The following is a 20,332-nucleotide window of genomic DNA, read 5'->3' as shown; positions in this document are numbered from 1 at the left end:
GTTACCGCCCGCCCGGAAATGCGATCACGACCCGCAGCCCCGGCGCGTTGTCCTCGATCCCGACGACGGCACGGTGCAGCGCCGCTACGGCTGCGACCAGGCTGAGGCCCAGGCCGTTGCCGGGCGTCGAGCGGGCCGCTTCCAGCCGGACGAAGCGCCCGAGGATGCGCGTGCGATCGCCGGCGGCAACGCCCGGGCCGTCGTCCGCGACGGTCAGGACGATGTCGGTGCCGACGCGCCGCACGTCGATCGTCACGCGCGTACCGGGCGGGGTATGCCGCATCGCATTCTCGGTCAGGTTGACGACGGCCTGCGCGACGAGCTGGCGGTCGCCATTGATCACGCAGGCCGGCTCCCCGGCGGCGGCGATGCTCCTGCCGCCTTCCTCCGCCGCTGGCGTTACGGCGTCGGCGATCTCCTCCGTCAGCCGCGACAGATCGAATGGTGCGAACCAGGCGCGCGCGCCGCCTTCCTCGATCTCGGCGATGCGCAGGATCGCCTCGAAGATCAGCAGGATCTGGTCGCAATGGTCGATCGCCGCCTCGATCGCGGCGGCGTGGCGCACCGGATCGGACCCGGCGGCACCGGCCTGTTCGAGTTGCGCGCGCAACCGCGACAGCGGCGTTCGGAGGTCGTGCGCCACATCGGCGGAGACCTGCCGCAGGTTGGCGACCAGCGTATCGATCCGGCCCAGCATCAGGTTGAGCGAGGCACCGACGCGGTCGAATTCATCGCTCCCAACGCCATCTCCGGCACGCCCGATCGGCACGCGCGACCCCAGGTCACCCGCGACGATGGCGTCGGCCGTCGCGGTGATGCCGGCGAGCCGCCGTCGGAGGTAGCCGCCCAGCAGCAGGCCGCCGCTCGCGCCGACGATCACCACGACGACCAGCGCGCCCGCGAAGATCGACAGGATGGTGGCGTCGATGTTCTCCAACGGCTCGCGATCCGCCGCGACCACCAGCCGGTCGCCGTCCGGCAGATCGACGGCCAGCGCCCGCGCCGGATCGGGGCCTTCGATCGGGTCTTGGAAAACGATGTCGCTCCAGCCGACAGGCGGACGGTCCGTGACCATCCGGCCCGCGATCCGGCGACCATCCGTCCCGAACAGCGCATAGCCGAGTTCGTCGCCCGCCCGCTGTTCCCGGCGACCGAGCGCCTCGTTCAGTCCGTCGCGTCCCTCGGCCCGGTATTCGGTGACGAGCGCTGCCGAAGCGTCCGCGATGCTCGCGTCCAGTTGCCGGGCGAAGGTGACATGGGCCGCATAGAAGACGAGCACCCCGAGCAAGGTCGTCGCGAGTGCGAAGGCACCTGCGGACAGGACGGCGATCCGATAGGCCGCGCGTCGTGGCAGCAGCCTCATCGTTCGATCATCCGATAGCCGGAACCGCGGACGGTCTCGATCACGTCCGGCAAGCCGCCGTAATTGAGCTTCGAACGGAGCCGGCTCATGTGCGTCTCGACGATCTTGGTCTGCGGGTCGAAGTGAAAGTCCCAGACCCGTTCGAGCAGCATGGTGCGCGTCACGAACCGATCCGCGTTGCGCATCAATTCCTCCAGCAGCCGGAACTCGCGCGGCTGGAGCGGGACGGGCACCCCCGACCGCGTCACCTCACGCGTCAGCAGGTTCATCGACACCGCGCCGACGTCGATGCGCGTCACCGCCTGCGCGGGCACGGCACGGCGCGCCAGCGCGTTCAGGCGTGCGACCAGCTCGGAAAAGGCGAACGGCTTGACCAGATAATCGTCCGCCCCCGCATCCAGCCCGGCAACGCGATCCTCGATCCGGCCGAGCGCCGTAAGGATGAGGGCGGGGGTCGCGACCCCGGCAAGGCGCAGGCGTCGCAGCACGGAAATGCCGTCTATCCTGGGCAACATGCGGTCGAGGACCAGCACGTCGACGGTTTCGGTCGCGCCCAGATGGAGCCCATCCTCCCCGTTGCCGGCGAAGAGCACGACATGGCCCAGTTCGCCAAGTCCGCGGGCAAGATAGCCCGCGGTCTCGACATCGTCTTCGGCGAGGAGGATGCGCATCTTTATTATCGCCTCGGTTCGTCAGTCCTTCGCGCCCGGTTTCTCAAACACGTTCTCCACGATCCGGCTGCTCATCGCATCGACGCCGATTTCGTGGATACGCGCGCCCTGGCGAATCTCGAACGAATAGCGCCAGTGGCCGCCTTCCTTCTCATACTCGCTTTTCTCGACCTTTCCGGGCGCGGCCTTCAGCGCGATCGCGCGCGCCCTGGCCATCCCGATCGGTGCGGGGGCGGCCAGGGCGGGAACGGTCATGCCGATGACGGCGGCGAGCGCGACGATGCGACGGGGCAGTTTCATCTCGATACTCCTTCGAACACACGGTCAGGGGGAGGCCGTGCAGATCGATGTCTAGCCCGCTGTAGTTTGGCGGACGCAGGCCGCGCGGATACAATTTCCCAACCTTGATGCTTTTGCCGCAACGGCCGGTAACATCGCGCGACGAAGGAGCCTGAATATGCGTCGCTTCGATGATCTGACCGAGCAGGAAGTCCTCGCACTGGCAATCAGCAGCGAGGAGGAGGACGGTCGCATCTATACCGATTATGCCGCGCATCTTAGGGCGGATTATCCCGATACGGCAGCGATGTTCGACGACATGGCCGCCGAGGAGGACGGCCATCGCCGCGCGCTGATCGATCGCCACGTCGCGCGGTTCGGCGATCACATCCCCTATCTCACCCGCCATGAGGTCCGCGGTGCGCCACGCCCGCATGAAGGACGCCGCGCGACCGGACGCGGGATCGACGCGATCCGCGAACAGGCCAAGCGCATGGAGGCCGACGCCGCCCGCTTCTATCGTGCGGCGGCGGCGCGAAGCACCGATGCCGCGACCCGCCGGTTGCTGGGCGATCTGGCGATGGCGGAGGCGGGACACCTGCGGGCGGCGGATACGATCGTGGCGAAGCGGCTGCCCGACGATCGCCGAGATACAGAAGACGCCGACCGCCGCCGGCGGTTCGTGCTGCAGGTAATCCAGCCTGGCTTGGTCGGGCTGATGGACGGCTCGGTCTCGACGCTCGCCCCCGTCTTCGCCGCGGCGTTCGCGACGCATCAGCCGTGGAACGCGTTTCTCGTCGGCCTTGCCGCGAGTATCGGCGCGGGCATTTCGATGGGCTTTGCCGAAGCACTGGCGGACGACGGCAAGCTCTCCGGACGCGGCGCGCCGCTGCTTCGCGGGGTGGTCTGCGGCGCGATGACGACGGCGGGCGGTATCGGCCACACGCTGCCGTTCCTGATCGCCGACTTCTGGACCGCAACCGTGGTGGCGGGGATCGTCGTGCTGCTGGAACTGTCGGCGATCGCGTGGATCCAGTACCGTTACATGGACACCCCGCCAGTGTCGGCGGCCGCGAAGGTGATGCTGGGCGGCGCGCTGGTGCTCGCCGCCGGTATCCTGATCGGATCGGGATGAAAGCTGGAACACGGGCGGCCGCCGCCGCAATACGGTGCGATGCGGTATGGCCGCCCCCCGACGCGTTCCCATCATCGACTCCGGACGTCACGACCGCCTGGTCCCTGCGGGCTGCGCGATGGCGCCTGCATCTCGCCTATCGCTGGCGACACGGCCGCGCGCTGTCGCTGGATACGCCGATGCGGTTCACCGAACTGGTCCAATGGCGCAAGCTGAACGACCGCAATCCGTCGATGCCGGGCCTGATCGACAAGGTTGCCGTCAAGGCGTTCGTCAGCGACCGCATCGGGGCGGAGTGGATCACGCCGACCTTGTGGCACGGTTCGCTGCTGCCCGACACGCCGCCCTGGCCACACCCGTTCGTCGTGAAGTCGCGCCACGGCTGCAACCAGCGGCGCTTCGTGCTGTCCGATGCCACCGACTGGACCGAGGTTCGACGGGCGGGCGCGCGATGGGTGTGGTCGCCGTATGGACGATGGCTCGACGAATGGGGCTATGCCGACGTGCCGCGCGGCATTCTGGTGGAGCCGTTCATCGGCACCGCCGGGGTGCTGCCGATCGACTACAAGCTCTACGTCTTCCACGGGCACGTCGCCGCCATTCAGGTCCACCTCGACCGGGCGCGCGACCACCGATGGCTGCTGATGGATCGCGATTGGCTCAGACTGTCCCGCTCCGCCGACACACCGCCGCGACCGGCACGGCTCGGAGCGATGATCGCGGCCGCCGAACAGCTGGGCATCGGGTTCGATTTCGTGCGGATCGACTTCTACGATATCGACCCGCACCCCAGGTTCGGGGAGATGACCTTCTACCCCGGGTCCGGTCTCGATCCATTCGATCCACTTGACCTCGACGATTGGCTGGGGCGGCTATGGCGAGAGGGAGCTTGATCCTGCGATAAGCCGGTCCCGCCGTCATCGTCGAACGCGTCGAGGATCGGGCAGGTGTCGCCGCCGCCACTCACACAAGCCGTCACCAGCCTTGTGAGCGCGGTTCGCGCCGCCGTCAGTCGGGCGATCTGCTCGTCGAGTGCATGAAGGCGCGTGGCGGGCAGATCGCGGGCACGATCGCGATCGTTGGCCGCATCGAGCGTCAGCAAGGCGCGCGCCTGTTCCAGCGTGAAGCCGGCGCCCTGTGCCGATCGGACGAAGCGCAGGCGACGCAGGTCTTCCGCTCCGTATCGCCGGACGCCACCGTCGTTCGCGGGAATGCGCAACAGGCCGATGCGCTGGTAATAGCGGATCGTCTCCACGCCGACACCGCCCGCTTTGGCCAGCGCGCCGATCGTCAACCCCGTCCCTTGACTCCGTACCATGGTACGGCACCTATATCATGCGCCACTGTGGAGAAAGTGGCGATGACCGACGATCCAGATAGCAGCAAGGTGGCGACCCTCTACCGGATGGTGATGCCGACGCACATCTGTCCCTACGGGTTGAAGGCGCGATGGCTGCTGCGGCACAAGGGTTACCGGGTCGACGATCGCTGGCTGACGACGCGCGAGCAGCAGGAGGCGTTCAAGGCAGAGCATGGCGTCAAAACGACTCCGCAGACCTTCATCGGTGGCCAGCGCATCGGCGGCTATGACGACCTGCGCCGCTTCTTCGGCCTTCGCGTGTCCGATCCCGAAGCCACGTCCTATACGCCCGTCGTCGCCGTCTTCGCGGTCGCCGCCACCATCGCGCTGGCGATCAACTGGCTGACAGGCGCGCCGCTGATCGGCCTTGTCGGTGCCGGGCGGTTCATCGCCGTGGCGATGATGCTGCTCGCGATGCTCAAGCTGCAGGATGTCGATCGTTTCGCGACGATGTTCCTGGGCTACGACCTGCTGGCGCGTCGCTGGGTTCCCTATGCCTGGATCTATCCCTTCGCGGAATTCGGAGCGGGTGGGTTGATGCTGGCAGGGGTCGCGACTTGGCTGTCCGCACCCGTCGCGCTGTTCATCGGCGGGATCGGTGCCTTTTCTGTGTTCAAGGCGGTCTATGTCGAGCGGCGGGAGCTGAAATGTGCCTGTGTCGGCGGTGCGTCGAACGTGCCGCTCGGCTTTGTGTCGCTGACAGAGAATGTGATGATGGTCGCAATGGCGGTGGCGATGCTGATTGGCGCCGGCGGACACATGTGAGGGAGACGCGATGCCTGTGCGTATCAGGGTCGTCATGTAGGGAACACGAACATGAACGATCTCGATAGCCGGCTCGCCGCCCTCGCCACGCTTGCCCCTCCAGCAGAGCTGGCGGATATCGAGCGCGCCGTCTGGGCCGGCATCAGTCAGGCCCGCAGCGACCGGCGACAGCTTGGTGTCGCATCCTGTGCCGCTGTCGCGATGGCGTTGCTCGCGGGCGTGGCCGGCGGCGTGTCGATCGAAGACGCGGCACCGACCGGGCTGATCGACGCATCGCTCGCGCCCTCTAGCCTGCTGACGGCGTCGCTGTGAGCAGGCGCGTCGGCATCGCGCTGGTGATCGTTGCCGCCTTTCTTGCCGCCGTGGTCGGCGTGGCGGCGGGGCGGCTCTGGTTCGCGCCGCCTTCGGCGCCCGGAGCTGCGCTTCACGCCCTCCTCCACGACGGCCTCGATCTCGACGCCGGACAGAAGGCGCAGATCGAGACGCTGGAACGGGATTTTGCCCGACGCCGGGTTGCGCTGGAGGCAGAGATGAAGGCCGACAATGCGCGGCTTGCGACCGCGATCGAGGCGGAACATGCCCTCGGCCCGCAGGTCACCGCGGCGATCGACGCCAATCATCGTGCGATGGGGACGCTCCAGAAGGCGACGCTCGACCATATCTTCGGGATGCGTGCGGTGCTGCGGCCCGATCAGGCGCGCCGGTTCGACGCTGCGGTCGGCAAGGCGTTGACCGATGGCGGCCGGTGATATCCGCGCTTGCCGACTGCACCGAGTCCGATCTCGTCGCGCTGGCGCGCTCGTCGCACGACGCCGCCTTCGCGGAGATCGTCAGGCGGCACCGCGAGGCGCTGTATCGCATCGCCATGGCGAGCCTCGGCCAGACGGAGGACGCGCTGGATGCGGTGCAGGAGAGTTTCATCGCCGCGTATCTGGCGCTCGCCCGGTTCGACGTAAGCCGACCGCTCCGTCCCTGGCTCGCGCGCATCGTGCTCAACCAGTGTCGCGACCGGCTGCGACGCCGCGCGGTTCGGCGTTTCCTGTTGCCGTTCGTCGGCACGGATGTCGATGTTGCGGACGCCGCGCCCGGCCCGGCGCATCTGGCGGCGGATCGCGATGCGCTCGCACGGACGATGCGGGCGATCGCAGCGCTGCCGGCGGGCTTGCGCGAACCGCTCGTGCTGACCGCGATCGAGGGGATGGCGCAGGCCGACGTCGCCACGACGCTCGGCCTGTCGGCGAAGGCCGTCGAACTGCGCGTGCGTCGCGCCCGCGCCCGGTTGCGCGACGCGCTGCATTTCTGACCATCATTCTGGAGGGGAGCCGGCATCCCGCGCGTATCCCCATCCGATCGAGCCGACGCATCGGCCAGGGAGTTTCTTCGTGAACCAGCCATTTTCCCGACGCGACATGCTGCGCGCCTCGTCCCTCGTCTGTGGCGCGGCGGCGCTGTCGGCATGGTTTCCCGCCTGGGCGCAGAGCGGGTCGTCCGGCCTCGTCGCGCCGTTGCCAACCGTGTCCGGCGACGACATTACCCTGCGCATCGCGCGCCAGACGATGACGATAGACGGGCGGACGCAAAAGGCGATCGGCATCAACGGCACCGTGCCGGGGCCGCTGATCCGACTGAAGGAAGGGCAAGTCGCGCGCCTGACCGTGGTCAACGAACTCGACGAAGACAGCTCGCTCCACTGGCACGGTCTTCTGGTGCCGGCGAAGTATGACGGGGTGCCGGGCATTTCCTTTCCCGGCGTCGCGCCGCGCTCGACCTATGTCGCCGAGTTTCCGGTGAAGCAGGCCGGCACCTACTGGTATCACAGCCATTCGGGGTTGCAGGAACAGCTCGGCCTTTACGGGCCGATCGTGATCGATCCGGCCGGCCCGGACCCGGTCGGCTACGATCGTGAGCACATCATCGTGCTGTCGGACCACAGCCCGACCGACCCCGCCACCATCTATCGCCGGATGAAGGTCGGCGACGCCTATTATGACTTCCAGAAGCAAACGCTGTCCGGCGTGCTGGCAGGCCGCGACCAGCCGCAGAAGGAGCGCATGAAATGGGGCGGCATGCGGATGTCGCCGACCGACATCGCCGATGGGACGGGTGCCGCCTACACCTACCTCGTGAACGGCCACGGGCCACGCGACAACTGGACCGCGCTGTTCACGCCCGGCGAGCGGGTGCGGCTGCGCATCATCAATGCCTCGGCGATGACGACGTTCAATGTCCGCATCCCCGGCCTGCCACTGACCATCGTCCAGGCGGACGGGCAGGACGTGATGCCGGTCGAGGTCGACGAGTTCCAGATCGGTGTCGCGGAAACCTATGACGCGGTCGTGGTGCCGGGGGACCGCGCCTACACGCTGGTCGGCGAGAGTGTTGACCGCTCCGGGCTGGCGCGCGCGACGCTGGCACCGCGGGCCGGAATGACGGCGGAGGTGCCGCCGCTCCGTAATCGCCCGCTCGCGACGATGACCGACATGGGCATGGGCGGAATGGACATGGGGCCGATGCCGCCGAAGCGGCCGATCGATTCCAGCGCCGAGCAGAATGGCTCGGTGACGATCGCAGGCCATGTTGCGGGAGCGCCGGCGGCGCCCAACCCGCCTGCTGGCGGCGGGACGGCGATGCCCGGCATGAACCACGGCGCGATGGATCACGGATCGATGGCGGGGATGGATCACGGTGCCGGTGCGGCTGGTGGCGCGATGGCCGGGATGGACCACGGCGCGATGAAGATGCGCGACTTCTCCAACGCGCCGGGCGTCACCCGCAATCCGGGCGTGCAGACGATCGCGCCCATGCCGATCGACCGCACCGACTATCCGGGTCAGGGGCTGGAGGATGTCGGCCATCGCGTGCTGGCCTACCGCCAGTTGATGGCGCGGACCCGCAACCCGGACGTGCGCGCGCCGTCTCGGCAGCTGGAGATCCACCTAACCGGCAACATGGAGCGCTTCATGTGGTCGTTCGACGGCATCAAGATGTCCGACACGATGGCGCCGTTCCCGTTCCGGTTGGGCGAGCGGGTGCGCGTGAAGCTCGTCAACGATACGATGATGGCGCATCCGATCCACCTGCACGGGCATTTCTTCGAACTTGTGACGGGGCATGGCGACCATGCGCCACGCAAGCACACCGTGATCGTCCAGCCGGGCGGCACGGTCAGCTGGGATCTGACCGCCGACGCCGAGGGCGACTGGGCGTTCCACTGCCACCTGCTGTACCACATGCACGCGGGTATGATGCGCACCGTCAGCGTGCGGCGCGATGGAGGTGCGGCATGATCGCCCGCCTGCTCGCCGCCGCGCCGCTCGTCGCGCTCGCCACGCCTGCGGTGGCGCAGGACCACAGCGGCCACATGATGCCGGGCATGACCATGCCCGCCGCCAAGCCCGCCCCGATTAAACGCGCCAAGCCGGCCACCCGCAAGGCGCCCGCGAAGAGGCCGATCGCGCCGAAGCCGACGAAGCCGGCAAGCGCTACGCCGCCGGCGAGCGACCCCCACGCCGGCCACGCGATGCCGGGCATGGCGATGCCGATGGCAGGCGACGCCATGCCCGCGACCGAACCGATGCCGATGGCGCTCACGGGGACCGCACTGGCGCCGGGCAACGCATCGCCGCCCGCGCCCCCGACCGATCATTATGCCGATCGCGATTTTCCTGCCGGCGTGATGGATGCGTCCCGCCACCAGATGATGCGCGAGAATGGTGGGCAGGTGTTTCACCAGGTCCTGTTCAACCTGGCCGAGGTTCAGGTCCGCGACGGGCGCGACGGCTATCGCTGGGACGGCGAAGGCTGGATCGGCGGTGATACCGACCGCGCCGTCATTAAGAGCGAAGGATCAGGGTCGTTCGGCGAACGCATCGAGGCGGCCGAGGTTCAGGCGCTCTACAGCCGCGCGATCGGGCCGTATTTCGACCTGCAGGCCGGCATCCGGCATGATCTCGCGCCCACGCCAACGCGCACCTATGCCACGGTCGGGATCGAGGGGCTGGCGCCCTATATGTTCGACGTCGAGGCGGCTGCGTTCCTGTCGACCAAGGGCGAACTGCTCGGCCGGCTTGAGGGGTGGTACGACCAGCGCATCACCCAGCGGCTCGTCCTCCAGCCGCGCGTCGAACTGAACCTTTCCGCACAGGACGTGCCCGAAACCCGGACGGGTGCGGGGCTGGTCGATGCCGAACTCGGCCTTCGCCTGCGCTACGAGCTTGCCCGTGAATTCGCGCCCTATGTCGGCATATCCTACGACGCGAAGGCAGGGCGCACCGCCGATTATGCGCGGGCGGATGGCAAGGGTGCGACGTCGACCAGCCTGGTCGCCGGCGTGCGGTTCTGGTTCTGATGCGCGTGATGCCGCGTCGCGCTCTCGCCGCCGCCGCCGTGCTGCTCGTCATCGCGGCGGGCGGCGCGGCGTTCCTCCTGTCCGGCACCTACAACGTTGCCGCCGACGCGCCGCATACCCGGCCGGTCTATGCATTGCTGGAAACGCTACGCGATCGCTCCATCGCAGCGCATTCCGGCGGGATCGCGGTTCCCGGTGATCTGACGCAGCCGAGCCGCATTCGCTCAGGCGCGGGACTTTACGGTGAAATGTGCCAAAGCTGCCATCTGGCCCCGGGCGTCGCCCCGACCGAATTGTCGCAGGGGCTGTATCCGCAAGCCCCCGGCCTGGCCGCGAAGAGCGACCTGACGCCCACCGAGCAGTTCTGGATCATCAAGCACGGCGTCAAGCTGTCGGCGATGCCGGCCTGGGGCAAGACGCATTCTGACAAGCTCATCTGGGATATGGTCGCGTTCCTTCGCACTATGCCGACGCTCACACCGGCAGAATATCAGGCGCTGAACAAGGTCGCGCCTGAGCAGCACGACGCCGCAATGCACGACAGTCACGGCGACCACGATCACTGAGGGAGACGGGCGGATGAACCACGACAGCAAGGGGGGCGGCATGGGCTACAGCCGCTTCGCAGCGATGACCGCAACATCGACAATCGTAATGTTCGGACTGATGTACCTGAACACCTATACGCTCAGCCACGTCGAATACAGCCAGACACGGACCTGGATGGCGGCGGTGATGGGCGCGGTGATGGCGCTCATCATGATCGGCTTCATGTGGGGCATGTATCCGAACCGGCGGGCCAACGTCGGCATCGTCGTGGGCGCGATTGTCGTGTTCGCGGGCGCGCTGTGGCTGGTGCGAAGCCAGGAGACGGTCGACGACGTCAGCTACATGAAGGCAATGATCCCGCACCACTCGATCGCGATCATGACGAGCGAGCGTGCCCACATCCGCGATCCCGGAGTGCGGCGGCTGGCCGACGGCATTATCGATGCGCAGGTGCGTGAGATTGCCGAGATGAAGCGGATGATCGCACGCCTGGAGGCCAATCCTGTCCCGTCGAGCGCGCCTGACCTGCCGTCTTACCGGGATCGTCAAGCCCCGCCCCCTCCGCCCGAAACCGACGAGAGCGTCGGCATCAACACGCTTACGCCGATCAGATAGTTACCGAGTTAGCCTTTTTGTCACATCGTATTGCCGAAACCGGGGGAAGCGGCGTCGGCCGCTTCCCCCGCAATGCCCTTCAGGCCGCGTCCTGATCCAGCCAAGGAGCGAGCACGTCGGCGTCGTTCGCCGCCTTCGCGAACTTCGCCGCGAATCGCCTGTGACGGTGCGCCGCCAGCGCGCCGATGTAACCGCGCCCGGCGCGCAGCTCCGCGACCCGCCGCAGGATGCGGTCCTCCACAGCGTCGGCCTCCGCACGCGCGTCCGTCAGCCGCCGCCAGCGGGCGAGCAGCAGCGCGGTGGAGATGACGTCGACCTCGCAGGCCTCCTGCACCTCGTCCCATCGCCCGGCGTAGATCAGGCCGGTGACCGCGAACGGCGGGCAAGTGATCTTGCCGGGGATGTCCACGGCGGCGAGCACCTCGGCCAAGTGGATCGGCTTCATCTTCATGCCTGCGGTGTAGGCGCGGGCGAGGTCGAGGTGGCGCTCGCGGTGGAAGCCGCCATGCGCCAGCCAGCCCCACCCCTTCGGCAACGTCAGTCCGTGGCGCAGGCACCCGCTGACGAGGAGCGGGATGTCATGGGCAAGCCCCATCCAGGTGCAGATTTCAGCGTCGGCGGGCGCGTCGGCGAGCACCTGCAGGATGCCGGCGAGCACCGCGCGCTCGTCGTGGTCCGGTGCCGAAAGCGTTACAAGGCGGCTGACATCGACCCCGCCCTGCGCATCCTCGACCAGCACCATCATCGCGGCGGTGGTGATCGTCTGGAAAACCCAGCGGGGGCAGGTCAGCGGGTCTTCGCTGCGCTGGTAACCGCGGCGGATCGGCTTGTCGTCGCCGGGCACCCAGCGCTCCATCGCCTGATAGCGCTTGTGGGCGGTGTCATCGAGCACAGCGGATTCGATGTCGAGGACGATCCAGCTCCGCGGGCCGCGCGACGTGGTGGTGATGTCGGTCTTCATGATGGTCTCCGAATTCAGATAGGCGTCAGACGCCGCCGCCCTGAGTCAGGGGCGGCGACGGCACTGCTGAAGGATGCGGGACAGGGTCGCTGACGGTCAGGACAGGCGGACGGGCGCGTCGATCGGCGCATCGTGCGCTTCGAATTCGCCACCCAGCGGCATGTAGCGGTTGTTGTCGAGTAGCTCGGCGTCGCGGCCGTCGGCGACGACGCGGATCCGCGTCGTCGCCATCCGCATGCCCTCGGTGAGCTGTGGGGGCAGTCCGCGGGCGCGTTGCAGCAGACCGCGGTCGCCGACCCAGACGGTCAGGTCTTCCCTCTGAGAGACGAGGGCAAGCGGCTGCCCATCCCTCAGGTATGCCTTGCAGTCGCTCGCCACGTTCACCGACAGCACGTCGCGCAGGACCACCGTGTAGCCCGAGGGCCGCTTCGCCTTGGAGTTCGCCCAGTGCGCGCAGATGACGTCACGCTCCGCCTGTTGAGCGAGCCGGGCCAGTTCCATTCCACGCTCGATGCCAGCGAGGCCGGTCGCACAGAACAGGATTGATTCGTTTGCCGGCTTGAACGTCGGCACCCCGGCGAGTTCGCGCACGGCGAGCATCCAGTTCTGGTGCCGGACCTGCATCGGCAGGGTCTTGGTCGTCTTCATATCGTCACTCCGTCTTTGTGACGGCCTCGTCGGCCGGAGCATTTTTCCCGTCTGTCACGGTGCTCATTCAGTTCGCTCTGGAAGGGACGGCGCGCCTGCCGGCGCGCCGTCGTCATCAGCGGTGGCGCTGGTGCCAGGTGAGCGGCAGCATTCGCGGCACCGGGCCGGTCGGCGCGATGTGCGTGCGGAACCAGCGTTCCTCGGCAGCGCACTCGTCCTCGTCGATTTCCGACCACCAGACACGCTGGCGCGCGTCCCATCTGTAGCCCCGCGCCTTGAGCAGGCTGCGCCTGTCGAATGGCGCGCCGGTCGCCTCGAACCGGATGCTGGGCTTTTGGGCGTTGGCGAGCAGGGCGCCGAGCACGGTCTGGCCGTGCGGCAGCCGGTGCGACAGGAGGTGAATCAGCGAGATCACGTCCGACATCGCGCGGTGCGCCGTGTTGAAGAAGCCCAGTTGCATCAGCAGGTGGCCCTGCTTGTAGCCGTCGAAGCCGGCCGCGACCCAGTCGAAGTCGCTGGCGGAGCAAGCCCAGCTGGCGCCCGCGAGGCCGGGCAGCAACGACTCGAGGAAGGCGATGTCAAAGCGGGCGTTATGCGCGATTCGAACATCCGCCGCCGCCAGTCGGCGCTCGAGTCGATCCAGGTCGATTGTCTTGCCCCGGACATCGTCGTCCGTGATACCAGTGAGGCGCGTGATGTGCTCCGGGATTGGCATGCCGGGATCGCGCAGCGCTTGTCCAGCGCTGGCGATGCCCACCATTTCCCCTGCGGTATCGACCTCCAACACGACGACGGCGATGTCGATCACCTCGTCGGTGAGCGGGTCGGTCCCCGTGGTTTCGGTGTCCGTCACGGCGATGGTGCGGATCGGCCCGTCACCGCGCGGTGCCAGAGGAAGTGCGTCGAGCGTGGATACGCGGCGTAGGATGCGGATGTCCGGGTCGTCGGCGTCCCCGGTCATCAGGGCGTTGGCCGCCAGGTGGCGGATCTCGTGCATGCTTGGTCTCCTTCAGGACCGAGCGACAGCGAGGATTTTCCCCTCTGCATCTTCGGTCACGGAGACGGCGCCCGGACAAGATCATGGGCGCACTATCGCCGGGGCGAGCCGCCCTCGGCTTTTCCATCGAAGTCACATGCGAAGCCCGCTCGGCAACGGAGCGGTTGCCACGTTGTTCTTCTGACGGCACAACGTCAGCTAAGTTATGGTCACGGAAGCGGATACCTGTCGGAAGCTGATCGTCCCCCGCCTGCAAGCTGCCGGATGGGACGATGCGCCGTGCGCAATCCAGGAACAGCGCACGTTCACCGATGGTCGCGTGATGTTCGTCGGCGGCCAGCCCCGCCGTGGCCAGAAGAAGCGCGCCGATTACATCCTGCGCTACCGGCCGGATTACCCCATTGCCGTCATCGAAGCGAAGGCCGGCTATCGCTCCGCGCAGGACGGTGTGCAGCAGGCGCGCGACTATGCCGAGGTGCTGGGCCTGCGCTTCGCCTATGCGAGCAACGGGCACGAGATCATCGAGATCGACATGGCGGCGGGAACCGAGTCCGCGCGTGCCGATTTCCCAACGCCGGACGAACTTTGGACACGGCTACGTGACCGGCTCGACTTGCCCGAACCGATCGCTGAGCGCGTCCTCGAACCCGGCTTTCCCGACGCCGATCGACCGCTGCGCTATTATCAGGAGATCGCGGTCAATCGCTCGCTGGAGGCGATCCACAGCGGCCAACGTCGCCTGCTGCTCAATCTTTGCACCGGCGCGGGCAAGACGGCGGTCGCCTTTCAGATCTGCTGGCGGCTGTGGTCGGCTAGCTGGAACAAGCGCGGCGACCATCGTCGTCCAAAGATCCTGTTCCTAGCCGACCGTAACATCCTCGTCGACGATCCGAAGGACAAGACCTTCACGCCGTTCGGCGACGCGCGGTGGAAGCTCGGCGCCTCATCGATCAGCCATGGTCGCGACATCTATTTCTCGACCTATCAGGCAATCGCGGCGGACGAACGTCGGCCCGGCCTGTTCCGCGAGTTCGCCCCCGACTTCTTCGACCTGATCGTCATTGACGAATGCCACCGCGGCAGCGCGCGGGCGGACAGTTCGTGGCGCGAGATCCTCGACTGGTTCGAGCCGGCCTATCAGCTCGGCATGACTGCGACACCACTGCGTGAGGAGAGCCGGGACACCTACGCCTATTTCGGCGATGCGCTCTACACCTACAGTCTGGCGCAGGGCATCGCCGACGGGTTTCTGGCGCCGTACCGCGTCCATCGCATCGTCACCGATCTGGATGCGGTGGGCTGGCGGCCGAGCGCCGGCGAGCTCGACCGCTATGGGCGCGAGGTGCCCGACGAGGAGTATCAGACCCGCGATTTCGAACGGACGATCGCCCTGCGCGCCCGCACCGAGGCGATCGCGCGGCATCTGACCGACTTCCTCAAGAACACCGATCGCTACGCCAAGACGATCGTGTTCTGCGTCGACCAGGACCACGCCAGCGAAATGCGCGCAGCGCTCGTGCGGCTGAACGCCGACATGGTCGCGAAGCACCCCGATTACGTTGCCCGCGTCACCGCCGACGAAGGCGACATCGGCAAAGGGATGCTCAGCCGCTTCCAAGACCTGGAGGCCGAGACCCCGGTGATTCTCACCACGTCGCAGCTGCTGACCACCGGCGTGGACGCGCCGACCTGCAAGAACGTGGTGCTTGCGCGGGTCGTCGGTTCGATGGCCGAGTTCAAGCAGATCATCGGTCGCGGCACGCGGCTGCGCGAGGATTACGGCAAGCTGTGGTTTTCCATCCTCGACTATACAGGAACGGCGACCGAGAAGTTCGCCGACCCGGCGTTTGATGGTGAGCCGACGGCGGAGATTACGGCCGAGATCGACGACACCGGCGACGTCATCTCGACCGAGATCGACGAGCATGAGGACGCAGAGAAGGACGATCTCGAAGAACCGACGGTCACGGTCCTGCCGCCAGACGATGACGCCGACGGCCTGCCGCGCAAATTCTATGTCGATGGCGGCGAGGTGGAGGTGGTCGCCCACCTCGTCTACGATCTCGACAGCGACGGCAAGCGGCTCACCGTCCGCAAGCTGACCGACTGGACCGGCGAGAAAGTACGGACCCTGTTCGCTACCCCGGCGGCGTTCCGCGCCGATTGGGCGATCCCCGACAAGCGCGGCGCCATCATCGATGCGCTCGCCGAGCGGGGGATCGACTTGCATGCGCTTTGCCTGGAGGCGGGGCGCCCGGACGATGACCCGTTCGACCTGCTCTGCCACCTCGCCTGGCACGCGCCGCTGACGACGCGTGCCGAACGCGCACGCCGTCTGCGCGACGCGGGCATCTTCGACCGCTATCGCGACGACGCTCGTGCGATCCTCGACGCGCTGCTCGACCGCTATGCCAGCGGCGGCGCGGATGAACTGGCGCTGCCGCAGGCGCTGAAGGTCCAGCCGGTTTCGGACTTCGGCAATCCCAGCGAGATCGCCCGCCGCTTCGGCGGTCCGCAACCCATGCGCGAGGCCGTCGCCGAACTCACCGCCGCCCTCTACGCGGCCTGACCCGATACTGAAGGAAGATCATGGCGCGCCCGCCCCGAAGAACACCTGTGGCAAAGACCGCTGCTCCGCAGACCACCGCCCAGCGCCTCGACTCGATCGTGAAGTCCGCGCGCAAGATCATGCGCAAGGACAAGGGGCTGAACGGTGACCTCGACCGGCTGCCGGTGCTCACCTGGATCATGTTCCTCAAGTTCCTCGACGATCTGGAGCGGGTGCACGAGGACGAGGCGGAGCTGGCGGGCGAGCCGTTCCACGCCGCGATCGAGCCGCCGTACCGCTGGCGCGACTGGGCGGCGGACAAGGCGGGGATCACCGGGCCTGACCTGCTGTCCTTCATCAACGCCGATGAGCCGGTGCGGCCGGACGGCACCAAGGGGCCTGGCCTCTTTGCCTATCTGCGTGGCCTGCGCGGTCGGAACGGCGGGCGCGACCGGCGGGACGTGATCGCCACCGTCTTCCGCGGCGTCCAGAACCGCATGATCGACGGGTACATCCTGCGCGAGGTCATCAACCTGGTCGATCGCATCCATTTCGACAGTTCGAACGAGATGCACACGCTCGGTCGCCTCTACGAGACGCTACTGCGCGAGATGCGCGACGCCGCCGGCGACAGCGGCGAGTTCTATACGCCGCGTCCCGTCGTCCGCTTCATGGTCGAGCGGATCGACCCGCAGATCGGCGAGAAGGTGCTCGATCCGGCATGCGGCACCGGCGGCTTCCTCACCGAATCCTACGCCCACATGGCGCGGCAGGCCGACAGCGTGGACAAGCAGCGTCAGCTTCAGGCCGGATCGCTGATCGGCGTCGAGGCGAAGCCACTGCCTTATCTGCTGGTGCAGATGAATTTGCTGCTCCACGGGCTGGAGGCGCCCGACATCGATCCCGGCAACGCCCTGCGTCACCGGCTCGCCGACATCGGCGAGCGCGAGCGGGTCGAGGTGATCCTATCCAACCCGCCCTTCGGCGGCGAGGAGGAAGCGGGTATCCTCTCCAACTTCCCCGACGACCGCCGCACCGCAGAGACGGCGCTGCTGTTCCTCCAGCTCATCATGCGCAAGCTGAAGCGGCAGGGTAAGGGGCGCGCCGCCGTGGTCGTGCCGCACGGCGTGCTGTTCGGCGACGGCGTCGCCGCCCGGATCAAGGCGGACCTGCTGGAGCGGTTCAACCTCCACACCATCGTCCGTCTGCCCGAAGGCGTGTTCGCCCCCTATACCGACATTGCCTCCAACCTGCTGTTCTTCGACACCACCGGCCCGACGGGCGACATCCACTATTGGGAACAGCCGGTGCCCGAGGGACGCAGGAAATACAGCAAGACCGCCCCGCTCCAGACAGCCGACCTTGCCGACCTGACCGCTTGGTGGGACGCGCGCGGCGAGGACGCCCGCGCCTGGGTGGTGAACGGTCCCGGGCTAATCGAGCGCGATGGCGATGGCGTGGTTCGCGCGGTCAACCTCGACCAGAAGAACCCCAACGCCAAGGCGACCGAGGATCACCGCGCGCCTGCCGAGATCGTCGCCGCCGCGCTGGCGAAGGAGCGCGAGGTGCTGGCGATCCTCGACGATCTGCACAGACTGGTGGCGGAGCGCGACGCGGCATGACGTGGCCAACGGTTGCGTTGGGTGACGTGATGGCGCTCGATCTCGACCCGCACAGGGTTGAGGCGGGGAAGACCTACCCGAACATCGGTATCTACAGTTTCGGCCGCGGCACGTTTGGCAAGCCAGCCATTGATGCCGCCGAAACCAGCGCCTCTACCCTGTATCGCGTCCGCGTGGGGCAGATCATCTACAGCCGCCTGTTCGCCTTCGAGGGGGCATATACCTCTGTCCCCGCCGAACATGACGGCGCTTTCGTGTCGAACGAATTCCCAACGTTCACCGTCGATGCCGCCAAGGCTGATCCCGCGTTCATCGGCTGGCTGTTTCGTCGGAGCGACACGTGGCTACGGCTGCGCGCTGGCGCCGTCGGCATGGGCGATCGGCGGCAGCGCGTTCACCCCGAACGCATTCTGGAGCATCGCTTCAGCCTTCCGCCGCTTCCCGAACAGCGTCAAATCGTCGCGCGGCTGGAAGCGACAGCCGCGGCGGTCGCAGCGCGTGCGGAGCAAGCAGCGGTGGTGGAGGGAGATGTCGTTGCGATGCTCGCCGCCGCCTTTGCCCGCCTCACTGCCGACGCGCCACGCGCGCCGATGAGCGACGTTGCTCCCCTTGTCCGCCGCCCGGTGACGATCGACCCCGATGCGACTTACCCAGAGCTAGGCGCGCGATCGTTCGGCCGGGGCCTGTTCACCAAACCTGACGTGATTGGCGCCGATGTGACGTGGCAGTCGCTCTACCGTATTGAGGCAGGCGATCTGGTGTTCAGCAACATCAAGGCCTGGGAAGGCGCCTTCGCTGTTGCCGGGGTCGAACACGCCGGCAAACACGGCTCGCACCGCTACCTGACCTGCGTCCCCGATCCCGACCGCGCTACCGCCGGGTACCTCTGGTATTATCTTCAGTCTGAAAGCGGGATGCTGAGCATCAACGAAGCATCGCCCGGCAGTGCCGACCGTAATCGTACGTTGGCGACGAAGCGGCTGGCGGCGATCAAGGTACCTGTCCCGCCGCTCGACGCGCAACGCTGGTTCGACACTTTGCAGGCGAAGGCACAGGCCGCGCGCCAAGCACAGGCGGACGCGGCCACCGAACTTGCGGCGCTGCTCCCCGCCATGCTGGACGAGGCGTTCGGCGAACTCACCTAACCCGCTGGTGGCGCTGGCGCCGGAGTTTCCGCCAATTGGTCCAGCAGGTCTGGCTGGGCGACCACCGGCGGCAGCGGTAGCGAGCGGGCGCCAAGCACCTGAACGCCCTCGCGGGCCATGCGCGCGATATCGGCGTCGTCGGAGTAGATGACTTTGGCACCCGCGACGTTGGCGATGGCGACAATCTGTTCGTCGAATTTCGCTTTGGAGCGCGGACCGGCTCCGCCTCCATTCGCCAAACGCTTGGCGGCCAGAATGGCGCATTCGACCGCCGCCCGTTCGTCGAAATCGCCGAGACGGATATGCCGGCTCTGCCGCATCAGCCGCAACCAGTCCGGGCCGGCAGCGCCTGCCCTAGCGAGCACTTCGGCGAGAGCCGGGGTCGGAATGACCAGCTTGTCCTGCCGCTTGGCCAAGGTCTCGATCAGGTAATCGACCCGGGCCCTGCAGTCGGTGACCGGCTGGCCGGTTTGCGGATCGACCGGCGCTGCGGCATTGGCATCCAGCATGTACACGAGGACGCTGGCGTCGATCACTGTGATCATCGATCGTCTCCCCGCCGATCGGCAGTGAGATCCGCGACTGGATCCGCTACGTCACGCCAGCCGCTGCCGCTGACCCGCCGCAATGCTTCGACCAACTGTGGCAGCGGCGCGTCGTCGAGCAGTTCGAAATCGACAACCTTGAAGCTGTCGAGCGTCCAGTCGCCATCTTCGCTCCGCTGCCACACGCCCGTGCCGCTGACCCGCAGCGGCCCTTTCATGTAATGCTCGGCCAGTCGCTGAGACGTGGCGACGTCCGTATACAGGCCGGTGTAAACGAGATCACCGTCGCGCAGATGGACGGGGATCGTGTCGCCTGTGCCGCCGACGCGGATCAGTTGTCCATCGATCGTCCCCTCCTGTCGAATGGCGCCATAGCTGACCGGCTCTACGCGCTCGCGCCCTGGGAACGGGATGATGACGGCCCCCGCCGCGCCGACAAGCCGGCCCTTCGCATTATCCTTGCGCAACAGGTTGTCGAGGTCGCCGAAGGCCTTGACCGCATCCTGCGGCGCGATGCCATCGCGCACCTTTTCCGTCCGATCCCGAACCTTCGGTTGCGCGGGCTCGTCGATCGCCGCGACCAGCACCGCTGATCCCGGCTCGACCGACCGGAAGTGGACGTCGCTCTTCTCACCGAGCAGCTTGGCCAACGCGGCCATATATTCCGCCAGCCGCTCCATAGGCAGCGTTGCGGGGCTGTAGGCTCCGTCGATGGTGAACTGGTAGGTGTCGTCCATGGCCGTCGAGCGAGCCTATCGCATGCCGAATCGCTTGGCGAGCG

General features: G+C 67.3%; 22 protein-coding genes. 13 read left to right on the top strand and 9 right to left on the bottom strand.

What is annotated here, in order from left to right; translation table 11 throughout:
• Window position 1 precedes the first annotated feature (1 nt).
• The 3 genes from M9980_RS09820 to M9980_RS09810 are packed head-to-tail and all read right to left on the bottom strand — an operon-like array spanning window position 2 to window position 2,334.
• A complete protein-coding gene (locus M9980_RS09820) occupies window positions 2–1,363 on the bottom strand; it encodes a sensor histidine kinase (protein ID WP_250749995.1) in 1,362 nt (453 codons plus the stop codon).
• Window positions 1,360–2,034, bottom strand: a complete 675-nt coding sequence (locus M9980_RS09815; protein ID WP_250749992.1) for a response regulator transcription factor — start codon at window positions 2,032–2,034, stop codon at window positions 1,360–1,362. Before M9980_RS09815 ends, M9980_RS09820 begins: the two co-directional genes overlap by 4 nt.
• Window positions 2,035–2,055: 21 nt before the next feature.
• Window positions 2,056–2,334, bottom strand: coding sequence for a PepSY domain-containing protein (locus M9980_RS09810; RefSeq protein WP_250749989.1), 279 nt, complete (start codon window positions 2,332–2,334; stop codon window positions 2,056–2,058).
• Window positions 2,335–2,491: 157 nt separating this feature from the next.
• Here M9980_RS09810 and mbfA point away from each other — a divergent pair, with 157 nt between their 5' ends.
• The gene (mbfA, locus tag M9980_RS09805) at window positions 2,492–3,448 is read left to right on the top strand and encodes an iron exporter MbfA (protein ID WP_250749987.1); all 957 of its coding nucleotides are present in this window, start codon (window positions 2,492–2,494) and stop codon (window positions 3,446–3,448) included.
• 179 nt (window positions 3,449–3,627) lie between these two features.
• Window positions 3,628–4,341, top strand: coding sequence for an ATP-grasp fold amidoligase family protein (locus tag M9980_RS09800; RefSeq protein ID WP_250749984.1), 714 nt, complete (start codon window positions 3,628–3,630; stop codon window positions 4,339–4,341).
• Here the strand turns inward: M9980_RS09800 and M9980_RS09795 are convergent.
• Complete coding sequence (locus tag M9980_RS09795) at window positions 4,260–4,766, bottom strand: MerR family transcriptional regulator (protein ID WP_250749981.1); 507 nt, start codon at window positions 4,764–4,766, stop codon at window positions 4,260–4,262. The two genes, M9980_RS09800 and M9980_RS09795, sit on opposite strands and share 82 nt — an antisense overlap.
• A gap of 42 nt (window positions 4,767–4,808) precedes the next feature.
• On the opposite strand from M9980_RS09795, the gene M9980_RS09790 reads away from it, so the two are divergent.
• The 8 genes from M9980_RS09790 (at window position 4,809) to M9980_RS09755 (ending at window position 11,085) form a co-directional block, all read left to right on the top strand.
• Window positions 4,809–5,573: a MauE/DoxX family redox-associated membrane protein gene (locus M9980_RS09790; protein WP_250749979.1), complete on the top strand. Its 765-nt coding sequence runs from the start codon at window positions 4,809–4,811 to the stop codon at window positions 5,571–5,573.
• Window positions 5,574–5,624: 51 nt separating this feature from the next.
• Entirely contained in the window at window positions 5,625–5,885 is a 261-nt protein-coding gene (locus M9980_RS09785) for a hypothetical protein (RefSeq protein ID WP_250749976.1), read from the top strand.
• Window positions 5,882–6,322 (top strand): Spy/CpxP family protein refolding chaperone, encoded by a 441-nt coding sequence (locus M9980_RS09780; RefSeq protein WP_250749973.1) that lies wholly within the window; start codon window positions 5,882–5,884, stop codon window positions 6,320–6,322. Before M9980_RS09785 ends, M9980_RS09780 begins: the two co-directional genes overlap by 4 nt.
• The gene (locus M9980_RS09775; protein WP_250749971.1) at window positions 6,319–6,876 is read left to right on the top strand and encodes an RNA polymerase sigma factor; all 558 of its coding nucleotides are present in this window, start codon (window positions 6,319–6,321) and stop codon (window positions 6,874–6,876) included. Before M9980_RS09780 ends, M9980_RS09775 begins: the two co-directional genes overlap by 4 nt.
• Before the next feature lie 106 nt (window positions 6,877–6,982).
• Window positions 6,983–8,860 carry a copper resistance system multicopper oxidase gene (locus M9980_RS09770; protein WP_250754870.1) on the top strand — a complete coding sequence of 626 codons (1,878 nt, stop codon included), beginning with the start codon at window positions 6,983–6,985 and terminating at the stop codon, window positions 8,858–8,860.
• Entirely contained in the window at window positions 8,857–9,921 is a 1,065-nt protein-coding gene (locus M9980_RS09765; protein WP_250749968.1) for a copper resistance protein B, read from the top strand. The genes M9980_RS09770 and M9980_RS09765 overlap by 4 nt, the downstream gene beginning before the upstream one ends.
• A complete protein-coding gene (locus M9980_RS09760; RefSeq protein ID WP_250749965.1) occupies window positions 9,921–10,487 on the top strand; it encodes a c-type cytochrome in 567 nt (188 codons plus the stop codon). The genes M9980_RS09765 and M9980_RS09760 overlap by 1 nt, the downstream gene beginning before the upstream one ends.
• Before the next feature lie 13 nt (window positions 10,488–10,500).
• Window positions 10,501–11,085, top strand: coding sequence for a DUF305 domain-containing protein (locus M9980_RS09755; protein WP_250749962.1), 585 nt, complete (start codon window positions 10,501–10,503; stop codon window positions 11,083–11,085).
• 79 nt (window positions 11,086–11,164) lie between these two features.
• Here M9980_RS09755 and M9980_RS09750 read toward each other — a convergent pair whose 3' ends face one another.
• The 3 genes from M9980_RS09750 to M9980_RS09740 all read right to left on the bottom strand — a co-directional run bounded on the left by M9980_RS09750 (window position 11,165) and on the right by M9980_RS09740 (window position 13,691).
• On the bottom strand, window positions 11,165–12,046 hold the full coding sequence (locus M9980_RS09750) for a 3'-5' exonuclease family protein (RefSeq protein ID WP_250749959.1): 882 nt from the start codon (window positions 12,044–12,046) through the stop codon (window positions 11,165–11,167).
• Between the two features lie 96 nt (window positions 12,047–12,142).
• Window positions 12,143–12,694, bottom strand: a complete 552-nt coding sequence (locus M9980_RS09745) for a hypothetical protein (protein WP_250749957.1) — start codon at window positions 12,692–12,694, stop codon at window positions 12,143–12,145.
• A 115-nt stretch (window positions 12,695–12,809) separates the two neighbouring features.
• Entirely contained in the window at window positions 12,810–13,691 is an 882-nt protein-coding gene (locus M9980_RS09740) for a 3'-5' exonuclease (protein WP_250749956.1), read from the bottom strand.
• A 205-nt stretch (window positions 13,692–13,896) separates the two neighbouring features.
• Between M9980_RS09740 and hsdR the strand changes: the two genes are divergently transcribed.
• Genes hsdR through M9980_RS09725 form a run of 3 tightly spaced genes read left to right on the top strand, consistent with a single transcriptional unit; the run spans window position 13,897 to window position 19,006 of the window.
• Window positions 13,897–16,260 carry an EcoAI/FtnUII family type I restriction enzme subunit R gene (gene hsdR, locus M9980_RS09735; RefSeq protein ID WP_250749953.1) on the top strand — a complete coding sequence of 788 codons (2,364 nt, stop codon included), beginning with the start codon at window positions 13,897–13,899 and terminating at the stop codon, window positions 16,258–16,260.
• A gap of 47 nt (window positions 16,261–16,307) precedes the next feature.
• Window positions 16,308–17,861: a class I SAM-dependent DNA methyltransferase gene (locus M9980_RS09730; protein WP_250749950.1), complete on the top strand. Its 1,554-nt coding sequence runs from the start codon at window positions 16,308–16,310 to the stop codon at window positions 17,859–17,861.
• Between the two features lie 29 nt (window positions 17,862–17,890).
• Window positions 17,891–19,006, top strand: coding sequence for a restriction endonuclease subunit S domain-containing protein (locus tag M9980_RS09725; protein ID WP_250749947.1), 1,116 nt, complete (start codon window positions 17,891–17,893; stop codon window positions 19,004–19,006).
• Here M9980_RS09725 and M9980_RS09720 read toward each other — a convergent pair.
• Together M9980_RS09720 and M9980_RS09715 are read right to left on the bottom strand one after the other, a co-directional pair.
• Window positions 19,003–19,551, bottom strand: a complete 549-nt coding sequence (locus tag M9980_RS09720; RefSeq protein ID WP_250749946.1) for a type II toxin-antitoxin system VapC family toxin — start codon at window positions 19,549–19,551, stop codon at window positions 19,003–19,005. The two genes, M9980_RS09725 and M9980_RS09720, sit on opposite strands and share 4 nt — an antisense overlap.
• Window positions 19,548–20,288: a hypothetical protein gene (locus M9980_RS09715; RefSeq protein WP_250749945.1), complete on the bottom strand. Its 741-nt coding sequence runs from the start codon at window positions 20,286–20,288 to the stop codon at window positions 19,548–19,550. Before M9980_RS09715 ends, M9980_RS09720 begins: the two co-directional genes overlap by 4 nt.
• Window positions 20,289–20,332: the final 44 nt, after the last annotated feature.

Source organism: Sphingomonas donggukensis, assembly GCF_023674425.1.
In the GTDB taxonomy this organism is placed as follows: Bacteria; Pseudomonadota; Alphaproteobacteria; order Sphingomonadales; family Sphingomonadaceae; genus Sphingomonas; species Sphingomonas donggukensis.
This window is presented reverse-complemented; position numbering and strand designations above follow the sequence as displayed.

What these genes read in the sequence shown, in the direction of transcription:
- M9980_RS09820 (WP_250749995.1), bottom strand. Translation starts at nt 1,363, where the DNA reads ATGAGGCTGCTGCCACGACGCGCGGCCTATCGGATCGCCGTCCTGTCC.
- M9980_RS09815 (WP_250749992.1), bottom strand. Translation starts at nt 2,034, where the DNA reads ATGCGCATCCTCCTCGCCGAAGACGATGTCGAGACCGCGGGCTATCTT.
- M9980_RS09810 (WP_250749989.1), bottom strand. Translation starts at nt 2,334, where the DNA reads ATGAAACTGCCCCGTCGCATCGTCGCGCTCGCCGCCGTCATCGGCATG.
- mbfA (WP_250749987.1), top strand. Translation starts at nt 2,492, where the DNA reads ATGCGTCGCTTCGATGATCTGACCGAGCAGGAAGTCCTCGCACTGGCA.
- M9980_RS09800 (WP_250749984.1), top strand. Translation starts at nt 3,628, where the DNA reads ATGCGGTTCACCGAACTGGTCCAATGGCGCAAGCTGAACGACCGCAAT.
- M9980_RS09795 (WP_250749981.1), bottom strand. Translation starts at nt 4,766, where the DNA reads ATGGTACGGAGTCAAGGGACGGGGTTGACGATCGGCGCGCTGGCCAAA.
- M9980_RS09790 (WP_250749979.1), top strand. Translation starts at nt 4,809, where the DNA reads ATGACCGACGATCCAGATAGCAGCAAGGTGGCGACCCTCTACCGGATG.
- M9980_RS09785 (WP_250749976.1), top strand. Translation starts at nt 5,625, where the DNA reads ATGAACGATCTCGATAGCCGGCTCGCCGCCCTCGCCACGCTTGCCCCT.
- M9980_RS09770 (WP_250754870.1), top strand. Translation starts at nt 6,983, where the DNA reads ATGCTGCGCGCCTCGTCCCTCGTCTGTGGCGCGGCGGCGCTGTCGGCA.
- M9980_RS09765 (WP_250749968.1), top strand. Translation starts at nt 8,857, where the DNA reads ATGATCGCCCGCCTGCTCGCCGCCGCGCCGCTCGTCGCGCTCGCCACG.
- M9980_RS09760 (WP_250749965.1), top strand. Translation starts at nt 9,921, where the DNA reads ATGCGCGTGATGCCGCGTCGCGCTCTCGCCGCCGCCGCCGTGCTGCTC.
- M9980_RS09755 (WP_250749962.1), top strand. Translation starts at nt 10,501, where the DNA reads ATGAACCACGACAGCAAGGGGGGCGGCATGGGCTACAGCCGCTTCGCA.
- M9980_RS09750 (WP_250749959.1), bottom strand. Translation starts at nt 12,046, where the DNA reads ATGAAGACCGACATCACCACCACGTCGCGCGGCCCGCGGAGCTGGATC.
- M9980_RS09745 (WP_250749957.1), bottom strand. Translation starts at nt 12,694, where the DNA reads ATGAAGACGACCAAGACCCTGCCGATGCAGGTCCGGCACCAGAACTGG.
- M9980_RS09740 (WP_250749956.1), bottom strand. Translation starts at nt 13,691, where the DNA reads ATGCACGAGATCCGCCACCTGGCGGCCAACGCCCTGATGACCGGGGAC.
- hsdR (WP_250749953.1), top strand. Translation starts at nt 13,897, where the DNA reads ATGGTCACGGAAGCGGATACCTGTCGGAAGCTGATCGTCCCCCGCCTG.
- M9980_RS09725 (WP_250749947.1), top strand. Translation starts at nt 17,891, where the DNA reads ATGGCGCTCGATCTCGACCCGCACAGGGTTGAGGCGGGGAAGACCTAC.
- M9980_RS09720 (WP_250749946.1), bottom strand. Translation starts at nt 19,551, where the DNA reads ATGATCACAGTGATCGACGCCAGCGTCCTCGTGTACATGCTGGATGCC.
- M9980_RS09715 (WP_250749945.1), bottom strand. Translation starts at nt 20,288, where the DNA reads ATGGACGACACCTACCAGTTCACCATCGACGGAGCCTACAGCCCCGCA.